Source organism: Olsenella sp. Marseille-QA0557, from assembly GCF_965119725.1.
Lineage (GTDB): Bacteria > Actinomycetota > Coriobacteriia > Coriobacteriales > Atopobiaceae > Coprovicinus > Coprovicinus avistercoris.
In genome coordinates, this window is sequence record NZ_CBCPMI010000001.1 from 1,462,923 (window position 1) to 1,480,335 (window position 17,413).

Annotated in this window: 13 protein-coding genes; 9 read left to right on the forward strand and 4 right to left on the reverse strand. The window is 48.7% G+C overall.

The features are described 5' to 3' along the window. The first annotated feature begins 1 nt into the window (after position 1). From ACQY6Y_RS06670 to ACQY6Y_RS06695, 6 genes are all read left to right on the forward strand, one after another. Positions 2-1,054, forward strand: a complete 1,053-nt coding sequence (locus ACQY6Y_RS06670) for an ABC transporter ATP-binding protein (RefSeq protein ID WP_428379529.1) — start codon at positions 2-4, stop codon at positions 1,052-1,054. A 196-nt stretch (positions 1,055-1,250) separates the two neighbouring features. Further along, entirely contained in the window at positions 1,251-2,501 is a 1,251-nt protein-coding gene (gene pepT, locus ACQY6Y_RS06675) for a peptidase T (RefSeq protein ID WP_428379530.1), read from the forward strand. Between the two features lie 86 nt (positions 2,502-2,587). Beyond that, positions 2,588-3,649 (forward strand): M20/M25/M40 family metallo-hydrolase, encoded by a 1,062-nt coding sequence (locus tag ACQY6Y_RS06680; protein WP_428379531.1) that lies wholly within the window; start codon positions 2,588-2,590, stop codon positions 3,647-3,649. Between the two features lie 4 nt (positions 3,650-3,653). After that, a complete protein-coding gene (gene coaE / locus ACQY6Y_RS06685) occupies positions 3,654-4,253 on the forward strand; it encodes a dephospho-CoA kinase (protein ID WP_428379532.1) in 600 nt (199 codons plus the stop codon). 13 nt (positions 4,254-4,266) lie between these two features. Continuing rightward, a complete protein-coding gene (gene uvrB / locus ACQY6Y_RS06690; protein WP_428379533.1) occupies positions 4,267-6,474 on the forward strand; it encodes an excinuclease ABC subunit UvrB in 2,208 nt (735 codons plus the stop codon). Positions 6,475-6,581: 107 nt separating this feature from the next. Next, positions 6,582-7,043, forward strand: a complete 462-nt coding sequence (locus ACQY6Y_RS06695) for a GtrA family protein (RefSeq protein WP_428379534.1) — start codon at positions 6,582-6,584, stop codon at positions 7,041-7,043. Here ACQY6Y_RS06695 and ACQY6Y_RS06700 read toward each other — a convergent pair. The 3 genes from ACQY6Y_RS06700 to ACQY6Y_RS06710 are packed head-to-tail and all read right to left on the reverse strand — an operon-like array spanning position 7,040 to position 10,932. Beyond that, positions 7,040-8,707: an NAD(P)/FAD-dependent oxidoreductase gene (locus ACQY6Y_RS06700; protein WP_428379535.1), complete on the reverse strand. Its 1,668-nt coding sequence runs from the start codon at positions 8,705-8,707 to the stop codon at positions 7,040-7,042. The two genes, ACQY6Y_RS06695 and ACQY6Y_RS06700, sit on opposite strands and share 4 nt — an antisense overlap. Positions 8,708-8,739: 32 nt before the next feature. After that, entirely contained in the window at positions 8,740-10,026 is a 1,287-nt protein-coding gene (locus ACQY6Y_RS06705; protein ID WP_428379536.1) for an aminoacetone oxidase family FAD-binding enzyme, read from the reverse strand. 33 nt (positions 10,027-10,059) lie between these two features. Beyond that, positions 10,060-10,932 carry a P-loop NTPase gene (locus ACQY6Y_RS06710; RefSeq protein WP_428379537.1) on the reverse strand — a complete coding sequence of 291 codons (873 nt, stop codon included), beginning with the start codon at positions 10,930-10,932 and terminating at the stop codon, positions 10,060-10,062. 225 nt (positions 10,933-11,157) lie between these two features. Between ACQY6Y_RS06710 and ACQY6Y_RS06715 the strand changes: the two genes are divergently transcribed. Both ACQY6Y_RS06715 and ACQY6Y_RS06720 read left to right on the forward strand, forming a co-directional pair. Continuing rightward, positions 11,158-11,892, forward strand: coding sequence for an iron-sulfur cluster assembly scaffold protein (locus tag ACQY6Y_RS06715; protein WP_428379538.1), 735 nt, complete (start codon positions 11,158-11,160; stop codon positions 11,890-11,892). 18 nt (positions 11,893-11,910) lie between these two features. Next, positions 11,911-12,915, forward strand: a complete 1,005-nt coding sequence (locus tag ACQY6Y_RS06720; protein ID WP_428379539.1) for a GGGtGRT protein — start codon at positions 11,911-11,913, stop codon at positions 12,913-12,915. 324 nt (positions 12,916-13,239) lie between these two features. On the opposite strand, the gene ACQY6Y_RS06725 is transcribed toward ACQY6Y_RS06720, so the two are convergent. Continuing rightward, positions 13,240-14,913 carry a PucR family transcriptional regulator gene (locus tag ACQY6Y_RS06725; protein ID WP_428379540.1) on the reverse strand — a complete coding sequence of 558 codons (1,674 nt, stop codon included), beginning with the start codon at positions 14,911-14,913 and terminating at the stop codon, positions 13,240-13,242. A 266-nt stretch (positions 14,914-15,179) separates the two neighbouring features. On the opposite strand from ACQY6Y_RS06725, the gene ACQY6Y_RS06730 reads away from it, so the two are divergent. After that, positions 15,180-17,114, forward strand: coding sequence for an FAD-dependent oxidoreductase (locus ACQY6Y_RS06730; protein ID WP_428379541.1), 1,935 nt, complete (start codon positions 15,180-15,182; stop codon positions 17,112-17,114). Positions 17,115-17,413: the final 299 nt, after the last annotated feature.

Here is a 17,413-nt window from a genome sequence, read left to right on the forward strand (position 1 = left end):
CGTGGCGAATACCTATGATAAGAACGATGTTGTGCTTGAGGTCCGCGACCTCACAAAGCACTATCCCATTAAAAAGGGACTTTTAGGTAAGGCTGCGGCTTACGTTCATGCTCTTGAAGGTGTGTCGTTTGATGTCCATCGTGGTGAGACGTTCGCCATTGTAGGCGAGTCTGGCTGCGGTAAGTCTACAACGGGCAAGTGTGTACTTCGTCTTGTCGAACCCACTTCAGGTACCGTAACGCTTGATGGTGAGGATTTCACGGCGCTATCTGGTGAAGCACTTACGCGCGCTCGACAGAAGATGAAGCTCATCTTCCAGGACCCCTATAGCTCGCTCAATCCTCGTATGACGGTTTCTGACATTATTGCTGAGCCTATAGATATTGCCCATACGTATAAGACGCGTGCCGAACGTGACGCTCGTGTTGAGCAAGTCATGCAAGCGGTTGGCCTTGACCTCACGTATAAATATCGCTATCCGCATGAGTTCTCCGGCGGTCAGCGACAGCGTATTGGTATTGCTCGCGCTATTGTTCTTGAGCCTGAGCTGGTTGTATGCGATGAGCCTGTTTCCGCTCTTGATGTTTCGGTTCAGGCTAAGGTAATTAACCTTCTGGGTGAGTTACAAGAGCAGTATGGCCTTGCTTATATCTTTATTTCACATGACCTTTCAGTGGTTAAGCATATTGCTGACACTGTTATGGTCATGTACCTTGGCCACACTATGGAGCTTGCGCCCAAGCAGGAACTTTTTGACAATCCTCTGCATCCTTATACACAGGCTCTGCTTGATGTTATTCCTAAGATTGGCCACGAGCGCATTCAGGATAAGAAAATCCTTGAAGGCGATGTACCAAGCCCCACTAATCCGCCAAAGGGTTGCTGCTTCCATACGCGTTGCCCGCATTGCATGAAGATTTGCTGCGAGCGTGTTCCAGAGATGCACGAAGTGGGTCCTGAGCACACATGCGCATGCCATCTGTTTGATAAGGATCTCAGTGAAGAGGACCGTACGCCTGTTGCTATTAATGCAGCAGTGGCTGCGGATCTCTAAAGCCAACGCAAGCTTTAGAAGAGAAGCCCAAGATTTTGTGACTCATAAACGTCTTCCGTAAGGTATGCGGAAGACGTTTTTTTATTATTCATTTCAATAGTCTCTTTGTGCATATAGGATGAAGCCGAATACATAGTTGCTGTAGGGTCGTAGAGTAAATCGCAGCAACCATATATCAAACGGAAAGGTTGAGAACATGAGTGATGTACTCGATCGGTTTGTAAAATACTGCAGCGTTACTTCGCAGTCAGATCCGCTTACCAGCGACCATGTGCCTTCAACACCAACGCAGCATGAAATGGCCAAGGTGGTCGCAGATGATCTTCGCGCGCTGGGTGCAGAGGATGTCTGTGTAGACGAACATGCCTATGTCACTGCTCAATGGCCCGCAAGTGAAGGTTGTGAAGCACTGCCTCATCTCTGTCTTTGTGCACATCTCGATACTGCGTGGCAGACAAAGGGTGAAAATGTTCATCCTCATGTTGTGCACTACGATGGTGGCCGTCTTGTTATGGGCACAGTTGATGGTGAAGAAATCTATTGCGACACCACTACAAATCCCGAGCTCGATCGTATGAAGGGCTGGGATATTGTTGTGTCTGATGGCACCACACTCATAGGCGGCGATGATAAAGCCGGTGTTGCTGAGATAGTGGCTTTGCTTGCCCGTTATCGTAATGACCCTTCAATTCCGCACCCTGCTCTTGCTGTAGCTTTTGTCCCTGATGAAGAGATTGGCCATGGTGCTGCTCTGCTCGATTTGGATGCTTTGGGTTGCGAGTGGGGTTATACCCTTGATGGCGGTCCTCTTGGTGAGTTCAGCTATGAATGCTTCAATGCGGCAGAAGCCAATGTTCGTGCACGTGGTATTTCAGTTCATACAGGTACTGCCAAAGGCATTATGGTTAACGCCTCAGAGGCAATCATGCGCTTCCATCAACTCTTGCCTGCGGCTGAGCGCCCTGAATATACCGAGGGTTATGATGGATTCTTTTATCTGGAGCGTATGAGCGGCGATTGTGAAAGCGCCCAGGCAGATTACATTATTCGCGACCACGATAAGGCACTATTTAATCGTCGTAAGCGTCTTATCGAGCGCGCCTGTGAGCAGGTAAATGAAGAGCTCGGGGATACATATCTCAGTGTTGAGATTCATGATACCTACCAAAACATGGCCGATGTTATTCTCGATGGAAACGAACACCTCGTGGAGAATGCTCGCAGGGCATTTGAGGAGTGCGGTCATGAAATGAAGATAATTCCTATGCGTGGGGGCACCGATGGTGCTCAACTCTGCTACCGTGGATTACCGTGCCCCAACATCTCGGCTGGATACTATAACGCTCATGGCGTGCGTGAATTTGTACCAGTGCCAGAACTTGAGGGTATGGTCGATGTGCTACAGGCGCTTATGAACTTGTATGCACACCCACAGAATGAGCAGTAAGGAGAATCAAGCTTTATTGCTTAGTGCAGGATTTTATTTTCAGGGGGTCTTTCTGAAAGACTCTTTCGTTGCCTTGAGGAGGGCATATGAGCAACACAATTGATGCGGCGTACCTTACAGATCTTTTTCATGAGCTTGTAGAGGTAGATAGTCCGGTGGGTTTTTACACCGATATTGAGCCTTACATGGCCTCTAAGGTAGCCGAATGGGGCTATGAGATGTATTGGGATCGTAAGCACACAGGTTATGTTCGTGTTCCTGGTCGCGATCGTTCTCGTTGTGTTTGCGTGGGGGCGCACCTGGACACTATCGGTCTGGTTGTTCGTGGCTTCAATGACGATGGGACGCTGCGTGTGCGCCAGGTTGGTGGCATTAACTATCACAGCATTGAGGGTTCAAGCTGCAGGATTCATTGCCGCGATGGCCGCGTGGTTAACGGCCAGGTTATCTGCAATAAGCACTCAGTCCATGTATTTGAAGACTGTCGCCAAGTGCCACGTGATGAGAACAACATGTCCGTCTCAATCGTGGCCGATGTCAAAAATCCGGCCGATGCTCGTGCACTTGGGGTAACAGAGGGTGCTCTGATCTCCATTGATCCTGAGTACGAGGCTTTTGACAATGGCTATATCATTTCACGCCATATTGACGACAAGGCCTGCGTTGCTGTTCTTCTCGATGTTTTGAAGTGGCTCAAAGAGTCAGGAGAAGTGCCTGCCTGCGACACGCTCTTTGCTTTCCCAATCTATGAAGAGATTGGCCATGGTGGCGCTTATGTACCTGAAGAAGTAAGCGAATATGTTGCGCTTGACATTACCCTCATTGGCCCGGATTACGATGCAGACGAGCATAGCGTAGGCATTGCCGCTTCTGATCATCATGGCCCTTACGACTGGGATCTTACCAACAAGCTTATTGCTGCTGCCGGCGAGGCATGTGATAAAGACAAGTGGAATGTTCAGGTGTGCTTCCATTTTTCAACCGATGCGATGGCAGCCTACGTCCTGGGTTCAAATATCTATGCAGCAGCCTTTGGTCCTGCCTGCCTGAACACACATGGTCGTGAGCGCTGTCACGTGGATGCACTGGTAGAGACGGAGAAGCTCTGCCGTGCCTATATCATGGGTGGTGCCAAAGAGGAAGCTTAGTACCGTGTATGTTGTCTTTCTCATAGGCGGTATAGGATCGGGTAAGTCGACTGCAGCCCAGCGCTTGGTTACGCTGGGCGCAGCGCGCATTGATTTGGATGAGCTCTCCCGAGAAGTACTTGCTCCACATGCGCCCTTGCTAACAGAGATTGCCAATACATTTGGCGCCGATCTTATCGATGACCAGGGTGTCTTGAATCGCGGACTTTTAGCATCGCGTGTATTTAGTTCACCTGAGCTCACTGCCAAGCTTGAGGATCTTGAGCTGCCTGCTATTCGTGAGTTGTTGGTTAGCAAGCTCAATGAACTGGCGAATATGGGTAAGACACCTCCATGTTGCGTTGTTGAAGTGCCGCTGCCTGACCGCATGGGTCCGTTGCTTTCTCTTGCAGATGAAGTAATGGCAGTAACCTGTCCTATACAGGTGCGTCGTATACGCGCTTTAGGGCGTGGTATGACTGAAGCTGATTTTGACGCACGGAGCCAACGTCAGCTCACAGATGATGGGTATGCTCAGCTTGCAGATACTGCAATTTATAATGAAGGCAGTGCTGAAGATCTCTTTGCACAGATTGATGCATGGTGGGCAACACGAATAGGGTAAGAGGGGAGTGCACATGTCCTCTATTCCAACAGTTGAGGGGCATCATTTTGGAGCGAGTCTCAAACGCTTTGGAGTGGAACGCGACCAATCAGACGCAAAGCTTGTTGTGCATTCACCTTATGAGCCGGCAGGCGATCAACCTCAAGCTATCGAAAAGCTTGCCCAGGGTGTAGAGAACGGCCTGCGCTATCAAACACTTCTAGGTGTAACAGGTTCCGGTAAGACTTTTACCATGGCAAAGACTATTGAAGCCCTCAATAGACCCACGCTTATTATGGAGCCCAACAAAACCCTCGCTGCACAAGTGGCTAGCGAGATGCGTGAACTCTTCCCTGACAACGCTGTTGTCTACTTTGTTTCCTACTACGACTACTACCAGCCTGAGGCTTATGTACCTCAGTCTGATACCTATATCGAAAAAGATGCGTCAATTAACGAAGAAGTTGAGAAACTTCGTCACCAGGCAACCTCAAGTCTTTTGTCGCGGCGTGACGTTATTGTAGTTGCTTCGGTTTCTTGTATTTACGGTATTGGAAGCCCTGAGGACTATGCTGGTCTTGCTCCAAATGTGGATAAGGAAGTCCCTCTTGAACGAGATGATCTTATCCGCAACCTGATTGATATTCAGTACGATCGTAATGATTTTGATCTTTCACGTGGTACTTTTCGTGTTCGAGGCGATACGGTGGATGTATTTCCTCCCTACATGGAAAATCCCATCCGGATAGAAATTTTCGGCGATGAAGTGGAGTTTATTGCCGAGATAGATAACACCACGGGTGAGGTTGTACGTGAGTTTGATGCCATTCCCATCTGGCCGGCATCGCACTATGTAACTGAGCGGCCCAAAATCAATCACGCGCTTACGACTATCAACGATGAGTTACAAACCCGTCTCAAAGAGCTGCGCGATGATAATCGCTTGCTTGAGGCGCAACGTTTGCAGCAGCGCACGGCCTATGATCTCGAAATGCTTGAGAACATGGGCTACTGCAATGGTATTGAGAATTACTCACGCCATTTGGATGGTCGTAAACCGGGTGAGCCGCCCTATACACTCATCGATTATTTTCCAAAAGACATGCTCTGCATCATTGACGAGTCGCATGTAACGGTGCCACAAATTCGTGGCATGCATGAAGGCGATCGTTCAAGAAAAGTAACCTTGGTCGAGCATGGTTTTCGTTTGCCCTCTGCATTGGATAACCGTCCACTTCGTTTTGATGAGTTTGAAGCTCGTGTACCGCAGTTCATCTACGTGTCGGCAACACCGGGTGACTACGAAGAAAGTGTGACGCAACAACAGGTTGAGCAGATTATTCGTCCTACGGGACTGCTCGATCCCAAAATCGAAGTCCGTCCTATTCGAGGTCAGATTGACGATCTTGAAGCTGAGATAAAAGAGCGCGTTGCAAAAAAGGAGCGAGTGCTGGTAACAACACTTACCAAACGTATGGCAGAGGATCTCACTGATCACTTGTTGGATGAGGGCATCCGCGTGAACTATATGCACTCCGATACAGCAACACTCGACCGTGTTGACATCATTCGAGATCTCCGCCAAGGAAAAATTGATGTACTTGTCGGAATCAATCTGCTGCGTGAAGGCTTGGATATACCCGAGGTGTCGCTTGTCGCTATTCTCGATGCCGATAAAGAAGGCTTTTTGCGCAATCGTCGCTCACTTATTCAAACCATGGGCCGTGCCGCGCGTAATGTATCAGGTGAGGTGATTATGTATGCCGATGCAATCACCGATTCTATGCGTGAGGCAATAGATGAGACACGCCGTCGCCGTGCCATTCAGGAGCGCTACAACGAAGAGCATGGCATTGAACCTCAAACGGTTCGCAAGGCTATAAGCGATATTTCTAGCTTCATTCAAGAGGCAAGCGATACTGTTGATAAGCGCGCGCGTAAAGACGGAGAATTCTATACGCCTGCCACCAAAACTGCAGCCCAACAGGTGGCAGAAGAGCTCTCAAAGCTTCCTCGAGGAGAAGTTATGCGCCTTATTGCATCTCTGGAAGAGGAAATGGGGGCAGCTGCAGAAGAGATGGATTTCGAACGTGCTGCCGCAGCGCGTGATCAACTCGTAGAGCTTAAAAGCATGGTGGAGGGTGCTCCTGAAGAAGAGATAATACGCCGCCTTAAACAGGGAGCTCGCAAAGGGAGTGCACATGCAACTCGTCGTCCGCCTCGCCGTCGAACAAAGCATTAGGAGACAAACGCATCATCTTTTCTAAGTGCTGGTAAAATGATGTTCATCCGAACGGACGCCGTGCACGAGGCGTTCCAGCGCCATAGCTCGGTCCGGGGAGGACAGGCATGCAACCAACCAAACATATGAATCCAGAGCGAAAGGCATCTCTCTTTGAGATGCTCCGGCAACTCTTACGCTATGGTCTGTTTGGTATTGTTTGTTCGGCCACCGATACGCTTATCTTTTGGTTTCTTACAAGTGCATTGGAAACGGATCCGCTTATTACAAATATCTTTAGTACAGCGGTGGGCGTATCTATGAGTTTTTATTTCAATCGACGCTATACCTTTAAAGTGCGCGACAAAGCAGGCAGGCGCTATATTGCGTTCTTCTCCATTGGAGCGTTAGGCTTGCTTGTGTCCGAGGGTATTATTTGGTATGGCACTCATACATTCCCCTGGGTTGAGCCGGTATTCATAAAGCTTATTGCCGTGGCGCTTGTGGGCGTATTCCAGTTCTTCCTCAACCGCAATATCTCATTCCGCACTGTAGTGGGTGCAGAAAACGATGATGATGAGATTGTTTAAGACAGGCTATCAACCAGTGTCTGTGCTACGCGTAAGCCATCAGCTGCAGCGCTCATAATGCCGCCTGCATAGCCAGCTCCTTCGCCTGCCACCCAAAGGCCTCGACAGGAAATACTTTCATAGGTGTCACTTCGTGTGATACGTACTGGCGAGCTTGAGCGACTTTCTACACCGGTCAATACGGCATCAGGATTTGAGAAACACGAAAGTTTACGTGCCATGTGTGGTAACGCAGCTCGTAAGGTTTCGCGTACTGGTTCAGGCAAACAATCATCTATGCGACCCCAGGTAACACCTCGGGGATAGGTTGGTTTTACCGTGCTGGCACTTGCTGCTTCCGGAGAAGTTGGAACATCCTGAAGGAAATCGCCTACGAGCTGGGCAGGTGCTGCATAGAGCCCTCCACCCAGTTCAAATGCAATTTTTTCGCAGCGTCGTTGGAGCTTAATACCGGCAAGCGGATCGTCTCCGGGCAAGTCCTGGGGAAAGATGTTAGCGAGCAGGCCAGCGTTGGCATTGGAACCATTACGTGCTGAAAGACTCATGCCGTTGGTAACGACACCTTCAGGTTCGCTCGCAGCTGCTACAACATATCCTCCAGGGCACATGCAAAAGCTGAAGGCACTTCTCTTGTTGGGGAGATGTGCCACAAGTTTATAAGGGGCTGCTCCAAGAGCGGGAAGCTCTGCAAACGCACCATACTGTGATCGATTGACATCTGCCTGTAAATGCTCAATGCGCACACCCATAGCAAATGTTTTGCGTTCAAGCGTGATGCCCATAGTGTGAAGCAGGGTAAATACATCTCTTGCAGAGTGTCCACTGGCAAGAACTACATGATGAGTACGGATGAACTCTTCTTTCACAAAGCCAGTTTCGGGGTCGTGTGTTTCGAGTGTAATGCCAACGATTTTTCCATGCTCAACAGAGATGTTAGTCATGCGGCAACGGCATTTTACGGTGCCGCCTTCAGCTTCAATCTCTTTGCAGATGCTGTCGACAACATGAGGAAGAACATCGCTACCAACGTGCGGATGTGCATCCCAGAGAATATCTTTACGCGCGCCATGTGCGGCAAATGTTTCCAATACCAGCTTATGCCACGGACTTTTTGTTCCGGTGGCAAGCTTGCCGTCAGAAAAAGTGCCCGCACCGCCCATGCCAAACTGAATGTTGCTCTCCGGATCGAGCGATCCTGTAGCATCAAAATTATTCACCGCCTGCGTGCGTCTATCAGCAGTATCTCCGCGTTCAATGAGCAAAGGTTCAAGGCCTGCATGAGCTAGCGCAAGGGTGCAGAATATACCAGCGCAACCAGCTCCAACAACGACCACGCGATCTTCTAGAGGGTTGGGTCGTCGCAGAGGAAAATGAGCTTCTGGCTTTGAGGATGCTTGTCTTACATTCTTTTCATCGCGCGTGCCTTTAAGTCGCTTCAGCACGCGCATCTCAGCGGCTTCACCACCACTTAGTCGTACATTTGCCGAGAAGAGGAGGTGTATACGCTGCCGATTACGTGCATCGATTGAACGCCGCACAAACTTAAGGATGACAATATCTGATGTCTTGAGGTGCAAACGATGTGCACATGCTTGCTTTACGGCAGCAAGTTCACCCTTATCTGAACCATCAAGATGACGGGGGTCTATTTTAAGGTTTGTCACGCTGAGCACGGCAGATTATCTCTCTTCTCGTGTTATGAATGACGGTTAGAACTATAATGAGCGGCTTCGTTTCCGGCGCGCATGCCACTCAGCCACGCCCATGCCAAATTAAAACCACCACAGGCGCCATCTATATTGAGTGCTTCTCCGCAGGCAAAGCATCCAGGTAGAGCATATGCTTCGAGTGTGGTGGGATCAAATGAATCTGTTGCAAGCCCGCCGCAGGTTATCTGAGCATGTGTTTTGTCGGCAGCACCTTCCACGCGGAAACGAAGCTCCTTAATGAGTTGGACTGGGTCAGATGATGCAGCTGCGTGAGCATAGGATTCGAGTGCTTGCGCAAGAACAGGATCAACAATGCCCGAAAGGGTATGAGCGGGAGCATGTGTGTGTGAACAAAGCGTTTGAATAGTTGCTTTGGAAAGGCTTGGTGCTAAGTCAAGAACAATCTCGTCGCCTGATTGAACAAATCGAGACAGATCAAATATGACAACGCCTGAAAGACCATACGAACGAAAAAGCACTTCGCCGGACTCTTGCACAAGAGGCTGATTGTTACGCACAAGCGTTGCTAAACAGTGAGCTCGCCTTCCATCTGCTTGTTTTAGTTCAACAGGCATGCTGCAGGTAAGGGCACAGAGGCCAGGACGTGTAGGAGTGGAGGTGAGGTTAAGTGCTTGTGCAATATCGGAGGTATGAGCCGCTCCTGTAAGCGCCCCACCGCAAGCAATAATGACGCTCGATGCGATAAGCGTTCGTGTGTTTACAGCTGATGTGGTGCAAGGTTGGGGGTCTGTATAGGTAATCTCATATTTCGCCTGTTGGGAAATGTTTGTGATGGCAAGCACTTCTCTCAAAGATGCAAGTATGACAGGTTGCTCAGCTACTGCTCCGAGCAAAACATCACGGACTGAGGCGGCCGAGAGGCTCATTGGATATAAACGTTCTTCAATGCTGGTCCAAGCCATACCACATGATTGAAAAAGTTCCAATATCTGTGCGAGGCCATTGTCTAAGATTTGTTTGACAAAGGATGGATTGTTATAACGCTCGGGTAGAAGTTGTTCGTTTGCGAAGTTACAACGTCCATTGCCCGTAGCTAAAATAGTTTTTCCACAGGTATCTGCGCGTTCCAATACAACGACGCGTGCGCCTTTTTTCGCAGCATAGAGCGCTGCTGTCAAACCAGCAGGGCCACCACCGATAACGCACACATCTGTTGTGTCTGGCATGTTGAGGGCAACAGCTTTTTCATATGCCTCTGCACGGGCGCGGTTACGCCCGTGCTTTTTATGCCTTTGATCTCGTTTGGTGGTCAAAGAACTACACTTTCTCGCCTACATTGGAGTTGCTTACTCAGAAGCTGGTTCTGAAGAGGATTTTTCATCAGAGGCTTCATCAGATTTTTCGGGAAGTGCAAGCAGGCACTCTATTGCGGTATCAAGCAGTCCATCTGGCATTTCATCCTCAAAGGTGCCAGTGTCACATGCCTGTGCCAGAGCAGGATCAATAGGAAGGTGTCCAAGATCCTTGAGGCCCCATTTTTCGGCAACTTCCTGAGCATGGCTTTGTCCAAATAGTTCAACTTTCTCGCCGCAATGTGGGCAGCTGATATAGCTCATATTCTCTACAAGACCAATGACAGGAATATTCATGAGCTCTGCCATGCGGACGGCTTTTCCAACAACCATGCCGACAAGATCTTGCGGAGAGGTAACAATAACAATGCCATCAACCGGAAGCGACTGGAAGACCGTAAGAGGAACATCGCCAGTTCCTGGAGGCATATCCACCAACAGGTAATCCAGCGGGCCCCAGCTCGTCTCACTCCAGAATTGACGGATGGCACCAGCAAGCACAGGACCGCGCCACAGCACCGGGTCGGTTTCGTTAGGGAGTACAAGGTTGGCGCTCATAACTTTAATGCCACGGCGTGAAATATTGGGGAGCAAAAGATTCCCCAGTCCCGTGGCGTGTTGGCCAGCCATGCCAAACATTCTAGGTACTGAGGGGCCCGTTATATCGGCATCTAAAATGCCAACTTTGTTTCCACGGCGTGCAAGTTCTACGGCAAGAATGCCGCAGACCATAGATTTTCCTACGCCGCCCTTGCCGGAAACTACGCCAATAACGTGACGGACTTTTGATAGGTCGTTTTCTGCATAGGTAGGCACCGATGTGTCTTCACCTACGTGAATTGCACGTTCGTGCTCTTCGCATGCCATCTGACTGTTGCCTTTCTGCTTTTGCGGATAAATTGCAAAACTTTGTAATGCTGAAGGCGATTTTACCCACATTTTGCAGTGTTACCAAACTGCGGTTTTACATTGATGATGGTCTTGAGCAGACGACGGCAATTGGTTCGCGGTATGATAGAGGGTGGAGTCCGGAAGGAGGGTTCGAGCTCTGGATCGAGCCGAACCTACCAAGGAAGGAACGAGAGGAGATCCATGCAGTATTCAGCAGAAGTGGAGAACATGTGCCCCGTCACTAAGGGCGCATACCACGGTCCTGCGCCCATTCCGGAGGAGGGCGCGTGGGTCCAAGCTAAAGAGATTAAGGATATCTCAGGTTACACGCACGGTGTAGGCTGGTGCGCTCCCCAGCAGGGTGCTTGCAAGCTCAGCCTTAACGTCAAAGAGGGTGTTATCGAGGAGGCGCTCGTCGAGACAATCGGCTGCTCTGGTATGACTCACTCTGCAGCTATGGCTGCCGAGATTCTGCCTGGCAAGACCATTCTCGAGGCTCTTAACACCGACCTTGTCTGCGACGCAATTAACGTTGCTATGCGTGAGCTGTTCCTGCAGATTGTCTACGGCCGTACCCAGACTGCTTTCTCCGAGGGTGGTCTTCCTGTTGGTACTGGTCTTGACGACCTTGGCAAGGGCCTGCGTTCCATGGTTGGTACGACATATGGCACCAAGGCCAAGGGCGCTCGTTATCTCGAGCTCACCCAGGGCTATGTCACCCGCCTTGCCCTCAATGACAACAACGAGATTATCGCCTTTGAGTTCATGAACCTCGGAAAGTTCACCGACGCTCTCAAGGCTGGTAAGACTCCTGAGGAAGCCATTCAGGGCGCCATGGGCCACTATGGTCAGTGGGACAACGCTGCTAAGTACATCGATCCGCGTACTGACGAGGAAACTCACACCGTCGTCAGCACGTTCCCGGTTCACGAGTAGAAAGGGAGGGATAACCCAATGGCTGTTACTTTTGAGGGCTATGAGCGCCGCATTGATAAGATCAACGCGTGCCTCGCTGAAAACGGCATCTCCTCCCTCGAGGAGGCACTTCAGATCTGCCAGGATAAGGGCATTGATCCTCGTCAGATCGTTGCCGACACCCAGTCCATTGCATTTGAAAATGCTAAATGGGCTTATACGCTCGGTTGCGCACTTGCCATCAAGAAGGGTGCCAAGAACGCTTCTGAGGCCGCTTCTATTATTGGTGAGGGTCTCCAGGCTTTCTGCGTCCCCGGCTCTGTAGCTGAGGATCGTAAGGTTGGCCTTGGTCACGGTAACCTTGGCGCTATGCTGCTTGGTGACGATACCGAGTGCTTTGCATTCCTGGCTGGCCACGAGTCCTTCGCTGCCGCTGAGGGTGCTATCGGCATCGCTATGAACGCCAACAAGGCTCGTAAGAAGCCGCTTCGCGTTATTCTGAATGGTCTTGGCAAGGATGCCGCTCAGATTATCGCTCGTATTAACGGCTTCACCTATGTGAAGACTCAGTTTGATTACTTCACCGGTGAGCTCAACGTAGTGGAGACCATTCCTTATTCCGATGGTCCTCGCGCTGAGGTTAACTGCTATGGTGCAGACGATGTCCGCGAGGGCGTTGCTATTATGTGGCACGAGAACGTAGACATCTCCATTACTGGTAACTCCACCAACCCCACGCGCTTCCAGCATCCTGTGGCTGGCACCTATAAGAAGGAGCGCCTTGAGGCTGGCAAGAAGTACTTCTCTGTTGCTTCTGGTGGCGGCACTGGCCGTACGCTGCATCCCGATAACATGGCTGCTGGTCCTGCCTCCTACGGTATGACCGACACCATGGGTCGTATGCACTCCGATGCACAGTTTGCTGGTTCCTCTTCGGTACCTGCTCACGTTGACATGATGGGTCTCATCGGCATGGGTAACAACCCCATGGTTGGTGCTACTGTAGCCTGCGCTGTTGCAGTGAACGCTGCTCTGAACGAGTAAGGTTCAGGATCTCTGTTCGTGCCAATTTTGTTGGTGCGAGCAAGGACTGTAAATCGGTTCTTAGAAGCATCGTCGCTTTATGCGGCGATGCTTTTTTGTTGCTGAGTTTGGTGGATTTTGGATTAGCGGATTCGCTACTACTAAAGTTCTGGTCCTTCTAAATCATGCAGATATTCATTTGTACGAAATGCACAAATGAATATCTTCCATTTCTAGAAGGCCACATTATTAACACCACGAGGTAAAAGTACTTTTAGAGTTTCCCATCAGCTCCTCAAGAGCGCTAATTAATCGCGTTCCTTTTTTCTCAGCACCTCTCCACTGCTAGAGGCCATTTTTAGAATCTAAATATTGCAATATCTCACAGGAAAAAAGGATCCGCTCAACTTCACCCGGCCTTTCAAAATCAAACCCAGCAATTTCTTGAGCGCGATTAAGGCGATAAACAAGAGAGTTTCGATGAATACAGAGTTTTTGGGCAGCACGAATTAAATTTGAGCTGCAATCGAGGTACACCATAAGGCTGGTTAAGAGTTCTGTATCATGCTGGGAATCATATTGATGAAGTGCGACTATTCCTGAATCGCAAAGACATCTGAGATCAAAAGATTCTTTGCAAAGTTCGATGACGTGTTTCATGAGATAGTCCCGATACCAAATAATGTGATCGGCATCATTTTTCTTTGTAGAAACACGTTGAGATTGAGCAAGATTTAGCGCTGCAAGAGCAAGCCTATATTCATCTTGAAGCATGTGTAGGTCGCGAAACGGCATGCTTACGCTGCACATTGCATTAATAGTTGTAACGCGTTTACAAAAAGCTTCCGGTAGAGTCGGCGCGCTTTGGTTTATTGATGATTCAAGGGCATTATCGTCCTGCATAGCATGTAATTTTGTATCGCTATAGGTAGCGAGATTATCAGCTGCTTCTGCTTTTGCATGAAGTAGAAGCACGCGATTCTTATTGATTTCTACAGAGAGGGTATCGTTAAGAAGCGCAAGACATGAATCGAGATTAAAGTGAGTTGTGCCACCAAGGCTATCGGAAGGCGATGATTGGAGAATTGCAATACGGTAGCAGTCATGAGGGCTCCACCCATGCATACGTAAGAGTCCTCGAAGCTCGGCATTATCGACATGAACGCCTTGTATGAGCGCAGAAATGCAATCAACAAATGAAAGAGGTTGGTGTCCTGTTGCTGAGCGATTGGTAAGTAAATACGTGCCTATGAGCTGCGCGATGTACTCAATGAGACCTGCATAGTCCATTGTAAGTGGGGCATTGCACTCATCTACACAAAGTGAGACTGTTCGATGTCCGTTGGAAAAAATGTTAGCAACGAGGCGTTTAGGGTAATTTGGAACATCAACCAAAATAGCCTGCTTGCTATGTTCAAGTTCTGGTAGTAGTCCGGCCTTATCCATCGAATTCAGCAGTGCTTCACTGATGTATCCCGTCGTTTCTGTTTCTCTCCAAGACGATTCTTCGGGGTCGTGTTTGTACGAAGCGCACAATCCAATTACACGTAGTGCTTCATTGAGCAAAAGAACAGGATTCTTGAAGAATTGAGAGCAAATATTTAGTACAGAGACAATATCCTTGCTGGTGAGCATGGCCTGCATTAAGCGATCTTCAATCCTGTTATATCGATGAAAGAGAGACATTATCTGTGCATATACTTGCAGGGTAGTAAGGGATTGCGGTAACACAAGTCCACGTACTTCTTTTTTCTTCATGAATGCTGCGGCTTCGTTTTGACCTCCTATACAAATAAGATAAATGGGCAGGCAGTCCTTTTGTTTTTGGATATCTTCAAATGTGGCTATAAAAAGTGTTCTATCGAGAGCGCCTCCAAGCGTTCCAGCAATGGATGGCCATTCAGATGCTTCAGGTAAGAGACAAACATTTTCTATATCAGGTTCTGTGTAAGTGCAGTTGACTCTTATCAGCTGTTTGATTTTGAGATGAAACGCAATGAGATTGAGATTAAAAAACATGACTACATCTCCGTTTCTTGCGTTATTGTGCTAGTGCTTTGAGCCTCACACTGAGATGTTTGATTTTGATGTTGCCCACATCGTTTTTTTGTCATTTAACTGTACTCTCAAAATGATTTGTACGAAATGCACAAAGAGATTAATGAAAATTCAGAAGGTTCGACATACATATTTGTCAGCTCTCAGGCAAGCATAGAAGACAGAGTTAAACAAAGGCCAACAATCGCCAAAGTCGCAGCTAATCGACATTAAAGAAAGGGATATCTATGCTTGATAACCTGTTTAAGCCATTCAAAATTGGCAACTGTGAGATTCCTAACCGTCTCGTAGTGCCCGCTATGGTTACCAACTATTGCAATCCAGATGGCACAATAACTGAGCGTTACATTCGATACATGGAAGAGAAGGCTCGTGGTGGTTGGGGCCTTATTATCACAGAAGACTATTGTGTAGAGCCTAATGGCAAAGGCTATAGCCGAATCCCGGGTCTTTACAATGACGAACAAATTGAGGGTTCGCGGCGTCTTTGTGAAGCGGTACATGCTCAGGGATCTAAGATTTTTTGCCAAATGTATCATCCTGGCCGCCAGACTACGCCTATTGCGAATAATAATACGACGCCATATGCACCTGTAAGCGATAAGGATCCTATGTGCCGTTTTCAGGCGCATGAAATGTCCATTGAGGAAATACATCAGCTTGTTGCTGCGTTTGGTGCTGCGGCTGGACGAGCAAAGAAGGCGGGCTTTGACGGCATAGAGCTTCACTGCGCTCACGGGTATCTTCTGGCTGAGTTTCTTTCTCCTTCAGCCAACCGCCGTGTTGATGAGTATGGCGGTTGCTTTGATAACCGAGTACGCATTGTGGATGAAATCATGATGGCGATGCGTGAAGAGGTTGGTCCCAACTTCCCAATCCAAGTGCGTATTTCTAGCGATGATCTTGTTCCAGGTGGCAGAACTATTGCCGAGACGCTTGAGCTTGCTTGTCACTTGGAAGAAATTGGCTTTGCGGCCATTAACTGCTCAAATGGTATGTATGCGTCAAAAGCAGTTGACCAAATTATTGCCCCTATGTTTACTGAGCATGCACTTAATATGGATCGTTCTGATCGCATTCGCCAGGTAGTGTCTATTCCGGTGTTGCTTTCCAACCGTATCAATGATCCTAAAATGGCAGATATTCTCATTAAAATGGGCGTTTGCGATGCTGTGTGCATGGGTCGTGGATCTCTGGCTGATCCGTATCTGCCAGTCAAGGCATGCGCGGGTAAGTTCTGCAATATTCGTTATTGCATTGGTTGTTTACAGGGATGCGAATGGCCGATTCTCGAGGATGGCGATGTAACATGTCTGGTGAACCCTCGCGTCGGTCGAGAAATAGAAAATGACCTTGCGTTAGTTAAAGAGCCAAAGAAAGTAATGGTTATTGGTGCTGGTCCTGCAGGTCTTATCGCTGCAGAAACAGCAGCAAAGCGTGGTCATGCTGTTACTGTTTATGAAGCAACAGATCACCTGGGTGGGCAGTTCCGCTCTGCAGCATTTCCAGTGGGAAAGGGCGAACTTGCAACATTCGTAAGTCAGTTACGGGATAGTCTTGAAGAGCTCAATGTTCCCATTAAGATGCAGTGCCCAGTTTCTGAAGACCTCATTGCTGCCGAAAAACCCGATGCAATTGTGGTGGCAACCGGCGCTAAGCCACTGATGCCTTCAATTCCTGGTATGGATGGGAAGAATGTTGTAACTGCAGAAGACATCCTTCTTGGAAATGTGGAAATTGCCGATGGGCCAATTGTTGTGTGTGGCGGCGGTGAAGTTGGTGCTGAAACTGCTCACTTTATTACCCGCCTTAACAGCGATGTTACAGTTCTCGAGATGCAGGATGAAATTCTAAACGACATGATGCCGTTTACTAAAAGTGTATTGCTTGGCATGATGGCAGAAGCAAAGATTGACGTGCGCACCAATGCAACGGTGAAGGAAATTACTGCTGATAGTGTTATTTATACAGACAAGAACGGAAATGAATGCCAGGTTAAGGCCTCGCAGGTTGTTGCTGGTTTTGGATACCGTTCTTTTAATCCTCTTGAGGATGTGGCTCGTAAGTATTGTGACAATGTTCAAGTTATCGGTGGCGCCGTTAAGGCTGGTAATGCGATTACAGCAACACGTGAGGGCTATGAAGCTGGCCTCGCCATATAGTCTGGCTCTTCTCTGGTCATATGAGGCCTAAGGTCCTTTTGTGGCCCCCTTCCCATATATTGAATTTAGTCTTCTGGAATGTTGTCCCTTTCATTTGTGCAAATCGTACAAATGAGAGGGGCTACTTTTTAGAAGCGTTTAAAACAACGTGGATCCCTGCTGAGAGTGAAGGCGTGGAGAACGGCGGTGCATAAAGTCTGTGTGCGCGGCGTGAAAGCCTGTGAGTTTACACGCGTTTTCTCAACAGCTCAGTAAACTATAGGTTTGGCCCTTTACGCATATCGGTTCAAGGGGAAGGT